This is a genomic window from Bradyrhizobium sp. HKCCYLS1011 (genome assembly GCF_051167795.1).
GTDB lineage: Bacteria > Pseudomonadota > Alphaproteobacteria > Rhizobiales > Xanthobacteraceae > Bradyrhizobium.
Genome location: NZ_JBNPTT010000009.1, coordinates 138,719 through 153,953, shown reverse-complemented (window position 1 = coordinate 153,953; position 15,235 = coordinate 138,719). Strand labels below are relative to the sequence as shown.

At 63.4% G+C, this 15,235-nt stretch carries 14 protein-coding genes; 5 read left to right on the top strand and 9 right to left on the bottom strand.

The features are described 5' to 3' along the window. The first annotated feature begins 18 nt into the window (after positions 1-18). Complete coding sequence (locus ACQR1W_RS28255) at positions 19-348, top strand: hypothetical protein (RefSeq protein WP_434853869.1); 330 nt, start codon at positions 19-21, stop codon at positions 346-348. A 76-nt stretch (positions 349-424) separates the two neighbouring features. Here the strand turns inward: ACQR1W_RS28255 and ACQR1W_RS28250 are convergent, their stop codons facing one another. Continuing rightward, positions 425-571 carry a hypothetical protein gene (locus ACQR1W_RS28250; protein ID WP_434853868.1) on the bottom strand — a complete coding sequence of 49 codons (147 nt, stop codon included), beginning with the start codon at positions 569-571 and terminating at the stop codon, positions 425-427. Between the two features lie 168 nt (positions 572-739). On the opposite strand from ACQR1W_RS28250, the gene ACQR1W_RS28245 reads away from it, so the two are divergent. Continuing rightward, positions 740-1,708: an SDR family NAD(P)-dependent oxidoreductase gene (locus ACQR1W_RS28245; RefSeq protein WP_035981808.1), complete on the top strand. Its 969-nt coding sequence runs from the start codon at positions 740-742 to the stop codon at positions 1,706-1,708. A gap of 269 nt (positions 1,709-1,977) precedes the next feature. Here ACQR1W_RS28245 and ACQR1W_RS28240 read toward each other — a convergent pair whose 3' ends face one another. From ACQR1W_RS28240 to ACQR1W_RS28225, 4 genes are all read right to left on the bottom strand, one after another. Further along, complete coding sequence (locus ACQR1W_RS28240; RefSeq protein ID WP_008969861.1) at positions 1,978-2,463, bottom strand: GcrA family cell cycle regulator; 486 nt, start codon at positions 2,461-2,463, stop codon at positions 1,978-1,980. An 83-nt stretch (positions 2,464-2,546) separates the two neighbouring features. Then, positions 2,547-2,744, bottom strand: a complete 198-nt coding sequence (locus ACQR1W_RS28235) for a hypothetical protein (protein ID WP_006614936.1) — start codon at positions 2,742-2,744, stop codon at positions 2,547-2,549. A 1,154-nt stretch (positions 2,745-3,898) separates the two neighbouring features. Then, positions 3,899-4,825 (bottom strand): polyphosphate kinase 2, encoded by a 927-nt coding sequence (gene ppk2, locus ACQR1W_RS28230; protein ID WP_434853867.1) that lies wholly within the window; start codon positions 4,823-4,825, stop codon positions 3,899-3,901. A gap of 93 nt (positions 4,826-4,918) precedes the next feature. Further along, positions 4,919-5,860 (bottom strand): acetamidase/formamidase family protein, encoded by a 942-nt coding sequence (locus tag ACQR1W_RS28225; RefSeq protein ID WP_434853866.1) that lies wholly within the window; start codon positions 5,858-5,860, stop codon positions 4,919-4,921. 151 nt (positions 5,861-6,011) lie between these two features. On the opposite strand from ACQR1W_RS28225, the gene ACQR1W_RS28220 reads away from it, so the two are divergent. Then, positions 6,012-6,815: a YdcF family protein gene (locus tag ACQR1W_RS28220; RefSeq protein ID WP_434853865.1), complete on the top strand. Its 804-nt coding sequence runs from the start codon at positions 6,012-6,014 to the stop codon at positions 6,813-6,815. On the opposite strand, the gene ACQR1W_RS28215 is transcribed toward ACQR1W_RS28220, so the two are convergent. Then, positions 6,812-8,662: a tetratricopeptide repeat protein gene (locus ACQR1W_RS28215; protein ID WP_434853864.1), complete on the bottom strand. Its 1,851-nt coding sequence runs from the start codon at positions 8,660-8,662 to the stop codon at positions 6,812-6,814. The two genes, ACQR1W_RS28220 and ACQR1W_RS28215, sit on opposite strands and share 4 nt — an antisense overlap. 187 nt (positions 8,663-8,849) lie before the next feature. Here ACQR1W_RS28215 and ACQR1W_RS28210 point away from each other — a divergent pair, with 187 nt between their 5' ends. Both ACQR1W_RS28210 and ACQR1W_RS28205 read left to right on the top strand, forming a co-directional pair. Beyond that, entirely contained in the window at positions 8,850-9,635 is a 786-nt protein-coding gene (locus tag ACQR1W_RS28210; RefSeq protein ID WP_434853863.1) for a DUF169 domain-containing protein, read from the top strand. 70 nt (positions 9,636-9,705) lie between these two features. Next, on the top strand, positions 9,706-10,884 hold the full coding sequence (locus tag ACQR1W_RS28205) for a saccharopine dehydrogenase family protein (RefSeq protein WP_434853862.1): 1,179 nt from the start codon (positions 9,706-9,708) through the stop codon (positions 10,882-10,884). Between the two features lie 9 nt (positions 10,885-10,893). Here ACQR1W_RS28205 and ACQR1W_RS28200 read toward each other — a convergent pair whose 3' ends face one another. From ACQR1W_RS28200 to ACQR1W_RS28190, 3 genes are all read right to left on the bottom strand, one after another. Beyond that, complete coding sequence (locus ACQR1W_RS28200; protein WP_434853861.1) at positions 10,894-12,159, bottom strand: O-antigen ligase family protein; 1,266 nt, start codon at positions 12,157-12,159, stop codon at positions 10,894-10,896. Positions 12,160-12,225: 66 nt separating this feature from the next. Beyond that, on the bottom strand, positions 12,226-13,752 hold the full coding sequence (locus tag ACQR1W_RS28195; protein ID WP_434853860.1) for an undecaprenyl-phosphate glucose phosphotransferase: 1,527 nt from the start codon (positions 13,750-13,752) through the stop codon (positions 12,226-12,228). A gap of 142 nt (positions 13,753-13,894) precedes the next feature. Then, complete coding sequence (locus ACQR1W_RS28190; RefSeq protein WP_434853859.1) at positions 13,895-15,025, bottom strand: glycosyltransferase family 4 protein; 1,131 nt, start codon at positions 15,023-15,025, stop codon at positions 13,895-13,897. Between the last annotated feature and the right edge of the window lie 210 nt (positions 15,026-15,235).

The window sequence follows — 15,235 nt, the reverse complement described above, 5'->3', positions numbered from 1 at the left end:
CCACGAAGGAAAGTAACCATGAGACTAACCACGATAGGACTCACAGCCGCCCTGATGGTCGCGAGCGGCGCGGCAATGGCGCAGAGCACCGGAGCGGCCGGCACCGGTTCCACAGCCGGCGGCTCGGCGGGCGTCGGAACAGGGTCTGTCACCGGCGGCGCGACCACGCCGGCAACGCCGGGCACGACCACGGGCCTCGGCGCCGGCAACCCCAACTACAATGCCGGCGGCGCGGCGGCCGCCGCCAACAGCACGCTCAATCCGTCCGGTAACAGTTTGATCAATCCATCCCCGAGCGGGTCGACGCTGACCCCGAATGGGCCCGCCGGCGGCACCACCGGCCGCTGAGAAAATCCGTAACAGTCACGCCCTGCCGGCCCTGGTGCAGTCAGCACCGGGGCCGTTTCATTTTCCGGGACGGCGTTCAGATGCCGAGCAGCCACACCGCCACGATGGTGCCGAGCACCGCGATGCCGCTGATTGTCCATCCGGTGATGTAGGCCCCGTCATCCGCGGCGGCCCCGCCGTCCGGGGCAGGGCGGTCCACCATCTGATCCTGCCAATGCGCCATGCGAGCCTCCTGCACGCCTGTTTTTGGCTGTTGAGTGAGTCGCGTGTCCCGGCAAACAGGTTCAATGGCCGGGCGGGCAGGCGAGCGGCATCATCTTTGGCGATGCTGGAAAAAGGTCTTAAGTCTGGGGTATCGCAGTAACGGGACGACAGAGAAGGACGTGCGCTCATGAAGGATTTTGCAGGTAAGACCGCCGTCGTCACCGGCGGGGGCGCGGGCATGGGTCGCGAGCTCGCGCGCCAGCTCGTGGCCGAAGGCTGCAATGTCGCGATCTGCGACGTCTCGGCGGAGTCGATGGTCGAGAGCAAGCGTCTGTGCGAGGCGGAAATGCTGCCGCAGGGCTTGCGCGTGACCACGCATATCGTCGATGTCGCCGTCGAGGATCAGCTCAAGCGCTTTCGCGACGAGGTGGCCGCGCAGCACGCGACCGACAAGATCCATCTCTTGTTCAACAACGCCGGAATCGGCGGCGGCGGCAGCCTGTTCACCAACAGCCGCGAGCAGTGGGAACGCACCTTCAACATCTCCTGGGGTGGGGTGTATTTCGGCGTGCGCACCTTCCTGCCGATGCTGATGCGGGCGGAGGAGGCGCACATCATCAACACCTCCAGCGTCAATGGTTTCTGGGCCTCGGTCGGCACCGGGGTGGCGCACACCGCCTATAGTGCGGCGAAATTCGCCGTCAAAGGCTTCACCGAGGCGCTGATCAACGATCTCCGCCTCAACGCGCCGCATATCAAATGTTCGGTGGTGATGCCCGGGCACATCGGCACCGCGATCGTGTCGAACTCGCGCAAGGTCCAGAGCGGAACGGATTCGGACCGCCTGAGCGAGACGGAACTCCTGCAGGCGCGGCAGCGCATGAAGGGGATCGGCATCGATGTCGATACGATGTCCGATGAGGATGTGCAGGCAGCCGCCGCCGAGCGCGCGCGCAGATTCATGGAGGATGCGCCGACGACTGCCGCCCAGGCAGCCAGGATCATCCTGGACGGCGTCAAGACCGAGCAGTGGCGGATCCTGGTCGGTGAGGACGCAAAGCTCTTGGACCTGCGGGTCCGGCAGTCGCCGGAAGAAGCCTACGAGCCCGAATTCTTCCAGCGCTTCGTGCAAGAGGTCGGCTGGCGGCTGGGGTAGGCGACGGCGAGACCCACGATGCGGAAGATAGTTACACCGTTGCTGCACGGCGCCATCGACTGGGCCCTCCCCCCTTGCGGGAGAGGGCTACACTGACACCAGCGTCATGCTCACTCGGGTGAGGGGTTTGTCTCCATAGCCACCGTCTCTGCTGAGAGACACCCCTCGCCCGGCAGCCTTCGGCTGCCACCTCTCCAGCAAGGGGAGAGGGTGCGCTGTCTCCTCGGCGCGAGTGAGGTTCGTAACCAATTGATCCGCGAGTTCCACCCTTATCGCGACGAGGCGACGCGATAGGCCATGCGGGTGTGGCCGGCGCAATAGGGCAGGCCTTCCACCGGCGTCGAGCCGCAGAAGCAGAAATCGTCCGCCCCGGGTGTCGAGATCGGCCAGCGGCAACGCTCCTTGGACAGCTCGAACAGCGAGCAGCCCTTTTCGACCGGAACGACAATCTCCTCCAGAGCAGTCACCTGCATCGGCTCGGACTGCACCGCCTTCAGGATCCGCCGGCGCAGCTTGGGCACCGGGCGCGGGCGGGCGCCGTCCTTGGCCGCTTCGCCACGCACCATGCGGCGCGTGTCGCCACCATTGTCGCGCACCAGCGCCAAGCGCGAGATCTTGCCGATCACCGCATTGCGGCTGACGCCAATCTCGGCGGCGATTTCGCGGCAGGTCAGCCCGGCCTCAAAATGCTGTTTCAGGAGCTGGATTCGTTCCTCGGTCCAGGTGGAAGGTGCAGTGGGTCGGTCGGCGGGCATATTCTATGGTTCCAAGTTGGATCCGTGCTGGATCGTCCGGGCCGTCGCGTGCCGCCGAAACTTCTCGCTTGAAACGCCTCCGCTTACGCCCTGCCGTTGTCGCGGATCGACAAGAGCCCGTCCTTGATGGCGAGCCTGATGCCTTCTTCGATCAACGTTCTGCAGACACCTGGAACGCTGGTGCCGTGGGTGCCCTGCTTCACGAGCTTCTCGAGGTAGCCAATGGTCGCCAGGGCCAGGGTTACGGGAATACGGTCAGTCTCGGCTTTTTCCGTGGCCATGCCTAAAAGCTAGTCCGTATCCGGTGTACAGAAAAGTAACTTTTTAGACTCTATTAGGATTCCGATAAGTTGTACAGCCACTTGCATGAAAAGGGGTTAAGCTATTGAATTTAAAGAAAATATGGAGAATCTGGCGTTTCCCCGCGGGACTCGTCAAACGTGCAGAACGCAGTCAACACCGGCAGCTGTGGCAGGGTCGCCATAGCCCTCGGATTCGGCCTTTCGGAGTCGCTCAGAGCCGTCCGCCTGCCGGGCCCGCGGTCTCGCCAGCCCCATAGGGACGTCGGTACTTGGGCAAGCAGATCGGGCACGCCGAGGTGCCCGGCGGACGAATCACCTCGACCTTTCCACGCGCGCGCCCCTTCGGGGAGAGGGCAGATCAGGCCAAAATGGTCTGCGCCGAAAAATTCATTTCACGTGACCGTTCAACGCGATCAGCCGGCCAAGACCGACCGGCGGAAATATTTTTATTTCGTTTTTTCAGAAATGTGCTTAGCTAGCCCCATCCTGCCTCATCGATGAGGGGCGTATCGCGATCGTCACGAGACGTGGAGTGCGGGATGCGGTGGACGTGATGCGGCGTGCGCGGGTCTTGGCTTGCGCGGACGAGCGGTGTGTCACGGACGGCGAAGGCGTGTGGTCCTGGCGTCTCGGTGCTGACGTCAAGTTGGCGACGATGCTTGCGCATCGCGCGGATGACGGGGGCAATCAAGCCGATCCCCGGGGAGAGCGCGCAGGAAACCGTTAAAACCATCGCGCAGGGAAGGCCGGGTGTTTTCGGCCGTACCTGTGGTAACCGCCGCGTGCATTTTCTTTCGCACGCGGGCCATGGGTGCCGGCCTGGCATCCGGCCTTCCCTGCGCCCTCGTTATCGCGAGGGTGATGTGATGAGCAGAGCTCGGCGCGAAAGCGGCGCGAGGATGAGAACGTGTGCCTCTGAGAGCTCGATCATCGATCGCCAAACTCGGACGTCATCCCCGCGAAGGCGGGGATCCAGTACGCCGCGGCTTATCGAGAAACAACGACTGTCTCTGGAATACTGGATCGCCCGGCTGAACCGGGCGATGACAGCGGGGCTGATTGCTGCACTTTGCTCAAATCGTCCGCTCGAACGGAAATCGCTCCAGCAGAGGAGCGATCCCAGCAATCGTGCCTCAATACCTTGCCGGCACGTACATCTCCGGCGGGATCTGTTCGCGATGATAGCTGGGGTCGCGGATGCGGTCGGGCAGCACGACCGGCTCGTGGGGCACTTCGCCATAGGGCACCTGGCTCAACAGATGCGAGATGCAGTTGAGCCGCGCGCGCTTCTTGTCGACCGCCTCGACCACCCACCACGGCGCCTCCGGAATATGGGTCCGGTTCAGCATGTCTTCCTTGGCCTTGGTGTACAGCTCCCAGCGGCTGCGCGACTGCACGTCCATCGGGCTCAGCTTCCACTGCTTGAGCGGATCATGGATGCGCATCAGGAAGCGGAATTGCTGCTCCTCGTCGGTGATCGAGAACCAGTATTTGATCAGGATGATGCCGGAGCGCACCAGCATGCGCTCGAACTCGGGCACCGAGCGGAAGAACTCCTCGACCTGGTCCTCGGTGCAGAAGCCCATCACGCGCTCGACGCCGGCGCGGTTGTACCAGGAGCGGTCGAACAGCACGATCTCGCCGCCGGCCGGCAGATGCGAGACATAGCGCTGGAAGTACCATTGCGTGCGCTCGCGCTCGCTGGGCGCGGGCAGGGCGGCGACGCGGCAGACGCGCGGATTGAGCCGTTGCGTGATGCGCTTGATGACGCCGCCTTTGCCGGCGGAGTCGCGGCCCTCGAACACGACGACGACCTTGAGCCTGTTGTGCTGGACCCAATCCTGCAGCTTCACCAGCTCGCCCTGCAGGCGGAACAGCTCCCGAAAATAGACCTGGCGGTCCAGGGTGTCGCGCGCCTCATGAGTGAGCTCGAGCTGCTTGAACTGGTCGAGCTGGCTGTCCTCCAGCTCCAGCTCGAGTTCTTCGTCGAGGCTGTCCCTGAAATCCTCGTCGATCAGCGCGCGCAAAGCTTTATCGCGGCTGGCGTCGGTCTGGCTCATCCGTGCAATCCCTGTCTCAGGTTCGGCCCGGCAAAATGCCTCACCGCCTTTGACAGGGATATGACACCTCGCCGTGGCCGGGTCACCGCGACCTCAGCCGTGCACCACGGACTTGGCGATCATGCAATGGATGCCTTTGGAGCCGTTGACGGTCTGGGTCACGCGCAGGTCGGCGGCCAGGCTGCAGAGCGTGTAGGCGTCCTCGCGCGACAGGTTGCGCTTCTCTCCGAGCAGCACGATCATGTCGCGCAATGCACGCACCACGCATTGATCGAGATCGGGGTCCATCGCCATCGTCATGTAGTGGGTCGCGGTCTCGGCACGGGGATAGTCGAGCTCGATGTCCTTGCGCACGGTGAGCCGGAAGCGTCCCTGCAGCGCGGTCTCGATCGCGGTGACGCAGACCTCGCCGTCGCCCTGCACGCCGTGGCCGTCGCCGCAGGAAAACAGCGCGCCCGGCACGAACACCGGCAGGTACAGCTTGGCGCCGGCGCCGAGCTCCTTGTTGTCGAGATTGCCGCCCATCGCGCGCGGGATCAGCGAGGTGATGCGGCCCCAGGCCGGCGGCGGCGCCACGCCCATCACGCCGAAGAACGGCGCCAGCGGCAGCTCCAGGCCCCAGGGCAGCTTTCCGACCATACGCGCCCGGTCGAGCGGGATATTGAGCAGGCGGCTCTCGTGGAAATCGTCGGGCAGGGTGCCGGCAAGCGGACGAATCAGATTGTAGCCCCAGTCCTGCCGAAGCTGCACGTCGAGGATATCGACCTCCAGGACGTCGCCGACCTCGGCGCCATCAACTGCGATCGGGCCGGTCAGGATGTGGCCGGGCACCATGCGCTCGCTCCTCGCGTGGACCTCGAACAGCTCCGGCGGGACGTCGAACTTGGTTCTGTCCGGCACCACGTCGGGACCGCCGCTGATGGTGTCGATCGTCACCTCGTCGCCGCTTTCGATCGTCAGCACCGGCTTCAGTCTGGCTTCGAAGAAGCCCCAATGACAGGTTTCGGGGCTGGAATGCAGATGATGGTGGGCCATGACGATGTCGCGCCTCTTTGGTTCGGCTCGGGAAGCTTTCAGCCTCCATCCATAGCAAATTGCATCCGCACTGCAGATAGCCGGATACGCGGGGCACGGCTGTCGTGTAAGAGGGCATCGCCGAACAAGCGCGGCGCACGCGGAGTGTGGGATGTTCTTTGTCTTGTCGAAAACCGTCGGCACGATGCTGCTGCCGACCAACTTCCTGCTCGAACTGGGTCTGATCGCTGCGCTTCTTTTGGCGACGCGCTGGGCCAAATGGGGCCGCAGGTTGTTCGTTTTCACGATCCTGCTGCTCGCGATCTGCGCGTTCTCGCCGCTCGGCAACTATCTTCTGTATCCGCTGGAGAGCCGGTTTCCGAAATGGGACGACAGCAAAGGTGCGCCGGACGGCATCGTCGTGCTGGGCGGGCCGATCGATGCGGATATCTCGGTGATCCACAACACCCCGATCACGCGTGCGGCCGCCGACCGCATCATCGCCGCGGCTGTATTGGCGCGCCGCTATCCGAATGCGCGCGTGCTGTTTACCGGCGGCAGCGCAAATCTGATCTCGAACGATGCGAAGGAGGGCGACTTCGCCTCGGAGATCCTGACCAGCCTCGGCGTACCGAAGGAGCGGCTGATCATCGAGCGGCTGTCGCGCAACACCTACGAGAACGCCATCTTCTCCAAGCAGCTGGTGACGCCGAAGCCGGGCGAGCATTGGCTGCTTGTGACCTCGGCCTATCACATGCCGCGCTCGGTCGGGCTGTTCCGCAAGGCGGGCTTTCCGGTCGAGCCCTATCCGGTCGACTGGCGGGTCGGCCACTGGGACGATCTGTTCAGCTTCGAGAACATCGCGCTGGTCGGATTGGGCCGCACCGATGTCGCCGTGCGCGAATGGCTGGGTCTGGTTGCCTATCGGCTGCGCGGTCGCACCGATCAGCTGCTGCCGGGGCCGGACCGAAGCTAGGCTCTCCTGAACGCCACTGTGCGCTTTTCGAGCTCGGCGCGCACTGTTTGCACGACGGGCGCGTAGCTGCGGCTCTCATCCTGCCGGAACAGCCGCGCGGTCGGGTACCACGGGCTGTCCTCGCGATCGCGCAGCCAGCGCCAGTCGGCGATGTACGGCAGCATGATCCAGGTCGGCTTCCCGAGGGTCGCTGCGAGATGCGCGACGCTGGTGCAGACGGTGACGACGAGGTCAAGACAGGAGATCAGCGCAGCCGTGTCGACGAAGTCGGCGAGTCCTGCGCCGACGTCGTGGATCTCGCGTCGTTGGATCAGCAGCGCTTTGTCATCGGGCCGAACGTCCTTCTGCAGGCTGACGAAATCGGCGTCGAGGTCGAGCAGCGGCAACAGCATCTGCAGCGGCATCGAGCGGTTGCGGTCGTTGCCCTGGTGCGGATTGCCGGCCCAGACGAGACCGACGCGCAGGCGGTCATAGCGGCCGAGCCGCTGCTCCCACGTCGCGATCCGGTCCGCCGGCAGTGGCGGCAGGTAGTTCGGCGAGGGAATCGTCTCCAGCGTGGTGCCGAAGGCGAGCGGCAGGCTCATCACCGGACAATGCATGTCGAAGGCGGGCCGCGGCTCAGGCGACCACGGAATGCATTGTGCGACGCCCTCGACACCGGACAGCAGCGGGCACAGCGCCTCGCGCACGACGAGGATCACTTTCGCCCCGCGCGCCGCCACCATCGGCAGATAGCGCGCGAACTGAATGGTGTCGCCAAAACCTTCATCCTCTTCGATCAGGATAGTCTTGCCCGCGATGTCCTCCTGTCCCAGCCATTTCGGCTGGGCGAAGCGCGGATAGTCGAGCGAGAAATCCGGCATGTTCCAGCGTGCTTCGCGGCGCGCCCAGCCGGATTTGAAATCGCCGCACTGCAGCTCGACATGGGCCAGCTGCCAGGCCGCTTTGGCGTTATCAGGCGCAAGCTGCAGGATGCGGCGATAGACGTCGCCCGCGTCTTCGAAACGAAGCAGTTGCAGCAGTGCAAAGCCCTTGTTGAGCAGCACCTCGATATAATCCGGCCGCGCGTTCAGCGCCTTGTCGAACCATGTGATGCCTTCCTCGTAACGGCCGAGCCAGACCAGCGCATCACCAAGATTGTTGCAGATGATGGGATCGTCCGGCTCGAGCTCCTGCGCGCGCGTGAGGTCGGCGAGAGACTCGTCGTAGCGTTTCAGCTTGCGCAGGCTTCGCGCGCGTGCCTGCAGGGTCGGCGCATGGTCCGGTCTGATGTCGAGGCAGAGATCGAACTGCCGCAGCGCCTCCTCGAAGCGCTTCTCCTGGTGCAGCAGGAGGCCGCTTTGCAGCGCCGCCTCCCAATGCCGCGGATTCAGCCTCAACACCTGCTGATAGCCCAACAGCGCATCGTCGGACCGCTTCAGCGACAGCAGCACGCCACTGAGATGCTTCCACAGCTCGGCATCGTCAGGCTTGAGCTGAATGGCCTTGTCGAACACGCTGAGCGCATCGTCGAACCGGCCCATCTGCTTCAGCGTGAAGCCGAGGCTGGTGAGATAATCGACTTTCGGCTGTTGCCGGATGGCGCGCGACAACCATTCGACCGCGTGGTCGTATTGTCGCATCTGCAGCGACACCAGGCCCATCAGATACAGGCTGTCGGCATGGCCCGGATCGGTCGCAAGCGCCTGCTGGCAGCACATTTGGGCATCAAGGAAGCGGCCGGCGCTCAAATGCTGCAGGCCGGTTTCATAGAGCGCCTGGGTTGCGGACGATTGTGGCGGCGACGGCTGCGGGTTGGGACCGGCCGTTGTGCCCTTGGCGGCATTCTTCCGGTCGCTGCGGCTCATCGATGGCCCCTGTCTGAGGATCAGAAATTCATAAGCGATTCTAGAGACATCGAGAAGGATCATGATACGGCATGCGAGCGCGGACCGCAGAATTACTGGCTTCGGCAGACGCAAGCGTCTAACAAGCGCGCGGACGTCGAACGAGGGCATCGCACGATCAGACGATGCAGCAGGGAGGGAGTGCCACATGCAACAGCCGAACGCGACCGACAGGCTCGACCTGGCCGGCATGGTGGCCGACCTCAATAGCCTGCTGCGGCTGAAGACCACGGTCGTGGGCATCAAGATGTTCGCCCGCGTCGAAGATATGGAGGCGGTCGAGAAGATCCGCCGTCCCTCTGCGGTCCATACGACGGACCAGATCGTCAGCATGGCTTCGCGGCTCGGCTGGACGGTCGGCATCACCGGCGACGATCTCGTCGGCGCGCAGTGTCGCGCCGTGATCGGGCTCGGCCCGCAGGACGAGACCTGGCGCACCGGCGCCAACTATGTCGGGGTGTGGCACGGCACGCCCGAGGATGCGCGCAAGCGCCAGGAGGCGCTGGACGTGGTTCCGTTCGGCCGTTATCAGGCGATGGCGGTGAGCCCGCTCGCCAGCGGACGCCTCAATCCGCCGGACATCTGCCTGGTCTACGCGACGCCGGGCCAGATGATCATCCTGATCAACGGTCTGCAATATGTGGGCTACAAGAAGTTCGAATGGGGTGTGGTCGGCGAGACCGCTTGCGCGGATTCCTGGGGGCGGGCGCTGAAGACCGGTGAACCCAGCCTGTCTCTGCCGTGCTTTGCCGAGCGGCGCTATGGCGGCGTGCCGGATGAGGAGATGTTGATGGCGTTGAGCCCTGGGGATCTTGCCAAGGCGATCGCCGGCATGAAGCAGCTCGCCAAGAACGGCTTGCGCTATCCGATCGCGCCTTACGGCATCCAGAATGACGTTCGCGCCGGCATGAGCGTGTCGTATGGAAAGAAATAGGAATGGCGTGCGTCATTGCGAGCGAAGCGAAGCAATCCACAACTGACGCACTGATTGCAGGAATGAAGCTATGAAGTCTTCGTCGAAATTCGACATCGTCGTCTATGGCGCCACCGGTTTTACCGGCCAGCTCGTCGCCGAATACCTTGCCTCGGATTATCGGGACGGCGGATTGAAGTGGGCGATGGCCGGCCGCAGCCGCGACAAGCTCGCCTCCGTCCGCGACGCGATCGGCGCGCACGCCGACACTCCGCTGATCGTGGCCGACTCGAGTGATCCCGCCTCCATTCGTGCGATGGTCGATCAGACCAATCTCGTGCTGACCACGGTCGGCCCCTATCAGCTCTACGGTGCCGATGTGCTCGCCGCCTGCGTGGCATCGGGCACCGACTATGTCGATCTCTGCGGCGAGCCGCTGTGGATGCACCAGATGATCGAGAAGCATCAGGCGGAAGCGGAAAAGACCGGTGCGTGCGTCCTGTTCTCCTGCGGCTTCGACTCGGTGCCATTCGAACTCGGCGTATTTTTCGTGCAGGAGCAGGCGAGAAAGGTGCTGGGCGCGCCGGCGGCCCGGGTCAAGGGCCGCATCCGCGGCATGAGCGGCTCGCTCTCGGGCGGCACGGCGGCCAGCGCCAAGGCGACAGCCACAGCGTTGACCAATGATCTGAGCCTGGTTGCGATCATGAAGGATCCGTTCGCGCTGACGCCCGGCTTCAAGGGGCCGAAGCAGCCGCCAGGCAACAGGCCGCTCTACGAAGAGGATTTCCAGTCCTGGGCCGCGCCGTTTGCAATGGCGCTGGTCAATACGCGCAACGTCCATCGCTCCAACATGCTGATGGGCTTTCCCTATGGTCAGGACTTCGTCTACGACGAGATGGTGCTGACCGGCGACGGCGAGCAGGGCCAGGCCAACGCCAAGCTGGTGATGGCGGCCAACGCAGAGAAGACCGGCCCGAATGCGCCCAAGGTGGGCGAGGGGCCGTCGAAGGAGAAGCGCGACAACGGGTATTTCGACCTGCTGTACGTTGCTGTCGGTGCGGACGGGCGGCGGGCTGCCGCGACCGTGAAGGGCAAGGGCGATCCCGGTTATGGCTTGACGGCCAAGATGATCTCGGAATGCGCGATGTGTCTGTTGCGTGATGCGCCGGAGGTGAAAGGTGGCTTCTGGACCCCGGGCGCGGCGATGGGCGAGCGACTGATCAAGCGGCTGGTGGCGAAGGCCGACCTGACATTCGAGGTCGAGGGCTGACGTGAACCGCTACGCTTTGCGAGGGACGATCACAGCTGATGGTCTCTCGCTCCTATAAGATTGGGCGGCGACGAACATGCCCCACATAGTGCCGAGCATCATGAAGAAATGACGCCAATGGTCGGTGTCGATGATGAAGCTCTCGCCGACGGTGCCGACGAAGGCCGCGAAGATCGCGATATAGGTGCGCTGCCAGGGCACGTGGATAAAAGTGTGGCGAAAGCCGAGGATCACGGTGATGAAGACCAGGGTCGGATAGCAGATGCCTGACAACCAGCCGCCGGACATGAAGGCATTCAGATAGGAGTTGTGGGTGTCTTCGGGAAAGTAGTTGTGAAACTGGAGCGGCCCAATGCCGAAGGGCAAATCGAGCGCCATGGCGGCGCCGAGAATGTGCCGGCCGAACCGCCCGAAGCGGCCTTCGTCGTAGCTCTGGTCGAAGCTCGCTCTTTGCCGGAACATGTCGGCAATGGAATCAAACGACAAGAGCACGGCAATCAGCAGCACGGCAGCGAGCGCGGCGACGAGCGTCATGATGATGATGCGCGAGCGTTCGCCGCGCGACCGGCTGGTGAGCACCATCAGGCTTAGCATGAAGGCGGCGGTCAGGATCAGGCCGCCCCAGGCCGCACGCGAGAACGCTAGCAGGATGGCGAGCGCAATGACCCCAAGCGCAACGGTGCCGCGCAATGCCTTGGCAAGATGCGCGGTGACGACATTCTGCAAAGCGAACAGCGCGGGCAGGATCAGATAGGCGCCAAGCACGTTCGGATCTTTGAACGTGCCGCGGGCGCGTCCATAGAGCGTCAGGAGATCATAGCCGCCGGGCACGAGGTGGAAATAGCCGGCGACGCCTCCGAGCGCGGCGATGACGCCGCCGACCACGAGACCTCGGCGCAGCATGTCGAGGCGAGCGGCGGTATCCTCGGCGCAGACCAGCGCGAAGAACACCACCGTCACGGCCATGTACCAGGAGGTCGCGATCCAGCTTGCCACAGTGGATTCGCCGAAGAGGGGGATGGCGCTGATCGTGTAGCCGAGATTGACCAGGAACAGCAGGAGGAGCAGCGGCACCAGAACCAGCCTGAGCCGGACGCCCGTGGCGACGAAGACGGACGCCGCTGCCAGCGTCATCAGTTCATAAGGGCTTGGCTCAATGAAGACGATCGCACTGGAGGCGCCGACCATCCAGATGAGCGCGCGCTGCAGCGTGACGATGCCGGGAGGAACTGCCGGTCGGGACGCGAACTCTCCGGCTGTCGCCGCATACGCCATCACACACTCACAACGCGACCTCGAACCGCGGATCGGACGAGATGCCGATCAGCGCGAGATCCGGCCTCAATACGCGTTCTCGCTCTTGGTCATCAGCGCGACCGGTGTCTTCAGCAGGATGTAGACGTCGAACAGCACCGACCAGTTCTCGATGTAATAGAGATCGAATTCGACGCGCTTCTGGATCTTTTCTTCGTTATCGATTTCGCCGCGCCAGCCGTTGATCTGCGCCCATCCGGTGATACCCGGCTTGACCCGGTGGCGGGCGAAATAGCCGTCGACGGCCTCGTCGAACAGGCGGTTCTGAAGTTTGCCCTGAACGGCGTGCGGGCGCGGCCCCACCAGCGACAGGTTGCCCTTGAACACGACGTTGAACAGCTGCGGCAGCTCGTCGAGGCTGGTCTTGCGGATGATACGGCCGACCCGGGTCACGCGCGGGTCGTTCTTGGTGACGACCTTCGAGGCCGTCGGATCGGCCTGATGATGGTACAGCGAACGGAATTTGAATACATCGATCCGCTCGTTGTTGAAGCCAAAACGCTTCTGCCGAAACAAAACTGGACCGGGGCTGTCGAGCATGATCGCGATCGCGACCAGCGCCATGACAGGCAAAGCGAGCAGCAGGACGAGGCCGCCGACCAGACGATCGAACAGCCATTTCATCACGAGGTCCCAATCGGTGATCGGTGCCTCGAACATGTCGAGCGTCGGCACCTCGCCGAGATAGGAATAAGAGCGGGGACGAAAGCGCAGCTTGTTGGTATGCGCCGAGAGCCGGATGTCGACCGGCAACACCCAGAGCTTCTTCAGCATGTCCAGGATGCGCGTCTCAGCCGAGATCGGCAACGCGAACAGCACAAGATCGACGCGGGTGCGGCGCGCGAATTCGAGGATGTCGTCGACCTTGCCGAGCTTGGCAGCGCCGGCGCAGGTGTCCAGTGCGCGGCTGTCGTTGCGGTCGTCGAACACGCCGAGGATCTCGATGTCGGAATCCTCCTGGTTCGTGAGGGCGCGGACCAGCTCTTCGCCGCTCTCATCGGCGCCGACGATGATGGTGCGCCGGTCGAGCCGGCCTTCCCGCGCCCATCCGCGGATCAGGCCGCGCAGAAACACGCGGGCAGCAATCAGTGCGGCAAGGCCCGTGAAAAAGAATGCCGCGAGCCACAGGCGCGAGACCTCGCTGCCCAGCTTGGCGAAGAAGGAAATGCCGATGAACAGCAGAAAGACGAAGGAATAAGACGAGATCATCCGCGTCATCTGCCGCACCTGACCCCGGAAGACCTGGATCTGGTAAATGTCCGCTGCCTGGAAGCAGATCACGGTGGTCGCGGCTACGCCGAAGATGGCTGCAAGATATTCCCAGTGAAAGCCGCTCAGCGGGACGACGTAGCTGAGATAGATCACGCTGCCGACGACACCGAGCAGAAAGAAGTCGGCGATGCGCACCACGCCCGCGATCACGATCGGCGAATAGGCGCGACGGACTTTCTGGTTGGCGACTGCAAGCGCTGCGGGCGTCAAGCGGCGCCGGCGTTCGACGCCAGGAACGCCGGTCGAGGTGGTGGGGGCGGCGGTTGCCGCAGCATTCAACATCGAGCGTGCGTTAATGGGGTCCACAGTCGTACCAGCCCGAAAAGGTTTTTCGTGATGTATGCGCAATCAAGGCATGAGGGAAATCCCCATGCTCCGGGTTAGGCGGCAATTCGGAAGAATCTGTTAGCAGTGGTAAACGTAGTCAGGTCTTGGTAAATGCTTCGCGATAGCCTGCCAGCACTCCTTCAACCATCGCGTTTTTCGAGAAATGCTGGAAAATGCGCTCTCGCAGTGCCTGGGCACGCTTTCGCACTGTATCTTGATCCTCCAGCGCCGCCTCGATCGCATCCGCCATCGCGCCGACGTTGTTCGGCGCAAACAGAGCATCGCCATAGGGACCGTAAATCTCGGGAATGCCGCCGACCTTGGCGGCAATCATCGGGACCCCCGCTGCGCCCGCCTCGATCACCACGTAAGGCATCGAGTCGCCGCGCGACGGAACGACAAGAAGGCGTCCTTGCGAGAAACCGTAGCGCGCCTTGACATGGCCGATGAAGCGGACCGCTTGAGCAAGGCCGAGCTTTTCGACTTGGGCCTTAAGCTGCTCCATCTCCTCGCCGTCACCGGCGAGCGTCAACGTCAACGGCTTACCTTCGGCATGGAGGCGGGCGAGTGCATCCACAAGGATGTCGGCGCCTTTGATGGCCCTGAACTCGCCGACATAGACGATGTCGGTTGCATCGCCGGCCTTGGCGACCGGGTCGAATTCACCTGCGGTGACGCCGTTGAAGACGCAGCGCACGAGCCCCTTCGGCGCACCGATCGTGCGCTGATAGGTGTCCCGTGCAAAAATGCTTTCAAACAAGAAGAGGTCGGTGCGATTCATCAGCGCCCGTTCAAGGCGAGCATAGAGCGCGCCTTTCACAGTGTTGAGCGGGTAGTGCAGGGAACCGCCGTGCGGGGTGTAGACTCGAATCGTTCCGGGCCGGCGCGCAAGCATGCGGAGAAAGGCGCCTGCCTTCGCGCCATGGCCGTGCAGCACTTCCGGGCTCAGGTCGCCGATGAGCCGGTTGAACTTGGCAAAAGCGGCGACGTCGCTTGGTCGTGGCTCGCGATGAATTGCGATGCGATGGACGCCGAGCTTGAGGCGAGGGGCGATCTCGGCGAGCGCCTGATTGGCGCGGTCGCCGCCCGTGAGACTGTCTGCAATGATGCCGACTTCGTGGCCGCGATCGACCTGGCCGTTGGCGAGGTCCAGAATGTGACGAAAAATGCCGCCGACTGGCGCGCGGACCGCATGGAGAATACGAAATCGTCGCTCGGACATGGGCATCGTCACACTTGGTCCGACACGTCGCATCGCGCCGAGCGCATGCAAGTTCGCATACCCGGCAGCGGGCGGAAAAAGGAGGCGACGGCGCGTTTCATTGCGGCAGGCATCGACAAGTCCAGATTTCGATAAGGCTTTTATGGTTAACGAAGCGTAATGGCCTCAACGAACGCAACCGATTTTCCACGATGATGAAGGAGCGACGTTACCGGC

Bases quoted from the DNA above. Each gene is read 5' to 3' on its own strand.
- ACQR1W_RS28205 (WP_434853862.1), top strand. From the start codon at position 9,706: ATGAAGTCTTCGTCGAAATTCGACATCGTCGTCTATGGCGCCACCGGT.
- ACQR1W_RS28255 (WP_434853869.1), top strand. From the start codon at position 19: ATGAGACTAACCACGATAGGACTCACAGCCGCCCTGATGGTCGCGAGC.
- ACQR1W_RS28195 (WP_434853860.1), bottom strand. From the start codon at position 13,752: ATGTTGAATGCTGCGGCAACCGCCGCCCCCACCACCTCGACCGGCGTT.
- ACQR1W_RS28225 (WP_434853866.1), bottom strand. From the start codon at position 5,860: ATGGCCCACCATCATCTGCATTCCAGCCCCGAAACCTGTCATTGGGGC.
- ACQR1W_RS28245 (WP_035981808.1), top strand. From the start codon at position 740: ATGAAGGATTTTGCAGGTAAGACCGCCGTCGTCACCGGCGGGGGCGCG.
- ACQR1W_RS28190 (WP_434853859.1), bottom strand. From the start codon at position 15,025: ATGCCCATGTCCGAGCGACGATTTCGTATTCTCCATGCGGTCCGCGCG.
- ppk2 (WP_434853867.1), bottom strand. From the start codon at position 4,825: ATGAGCCAGACCGACGCCAGCCGCGATAAAGCTTTGCGCGCGCTGATC.
- ACQR1W_RS28215 (WP_434853864.1), bottom strand. From the start codon at position 8,662: ATGAGCCGCAGCGACCGGAAGAATGCCGCCAAGGGCACAACGGCCGGT.
- ACQR1W_RS28250 (WP_434853868.1), bottom strand. From the start codon at position 571: ATGGCGCATTGGCAGGATCAGATGGTGGACCGCCCTGCCCCGGACGGC.
- ACQR1W_RS28220 (WP_434853865.1), top strand. From the start codon at position 6,012: ATGTTCTTTGTCTTGTCGAAAACCGTCGGCACGATGCTGCTGCCGACC.
- ACQR1W_RS28240 (WP_008969861.1), bottom strand. From the start codon at position 2,463: ATGCCCGCCGACCGACCCACTGCACCTTCCACCTGGACCGAGGAACGA.
- ACQR1W_RS28210 (WP_434853863.1), top strand. From the start codon at position 8,850: ATGCAACAGCCGAACGCGACCGACAGGCTCGACCTGGCCGGCATGGTG.
- ACQR1W_RS28200 (WP_434853861.1), bottom strand. From the start codon at position 12,159: ATGGCGTATGCGGCGACAGCCGGAGAGTTCGCGTCCCGACCGGCAGTT.
- ACQR1W_RS28235 (WP_006614936.1), bottom strand. From the start codon at position 2,744: ATGGCCACGGAAAAAGCCGAGACTGACCGTATTCCCGTAACCCTGGCC.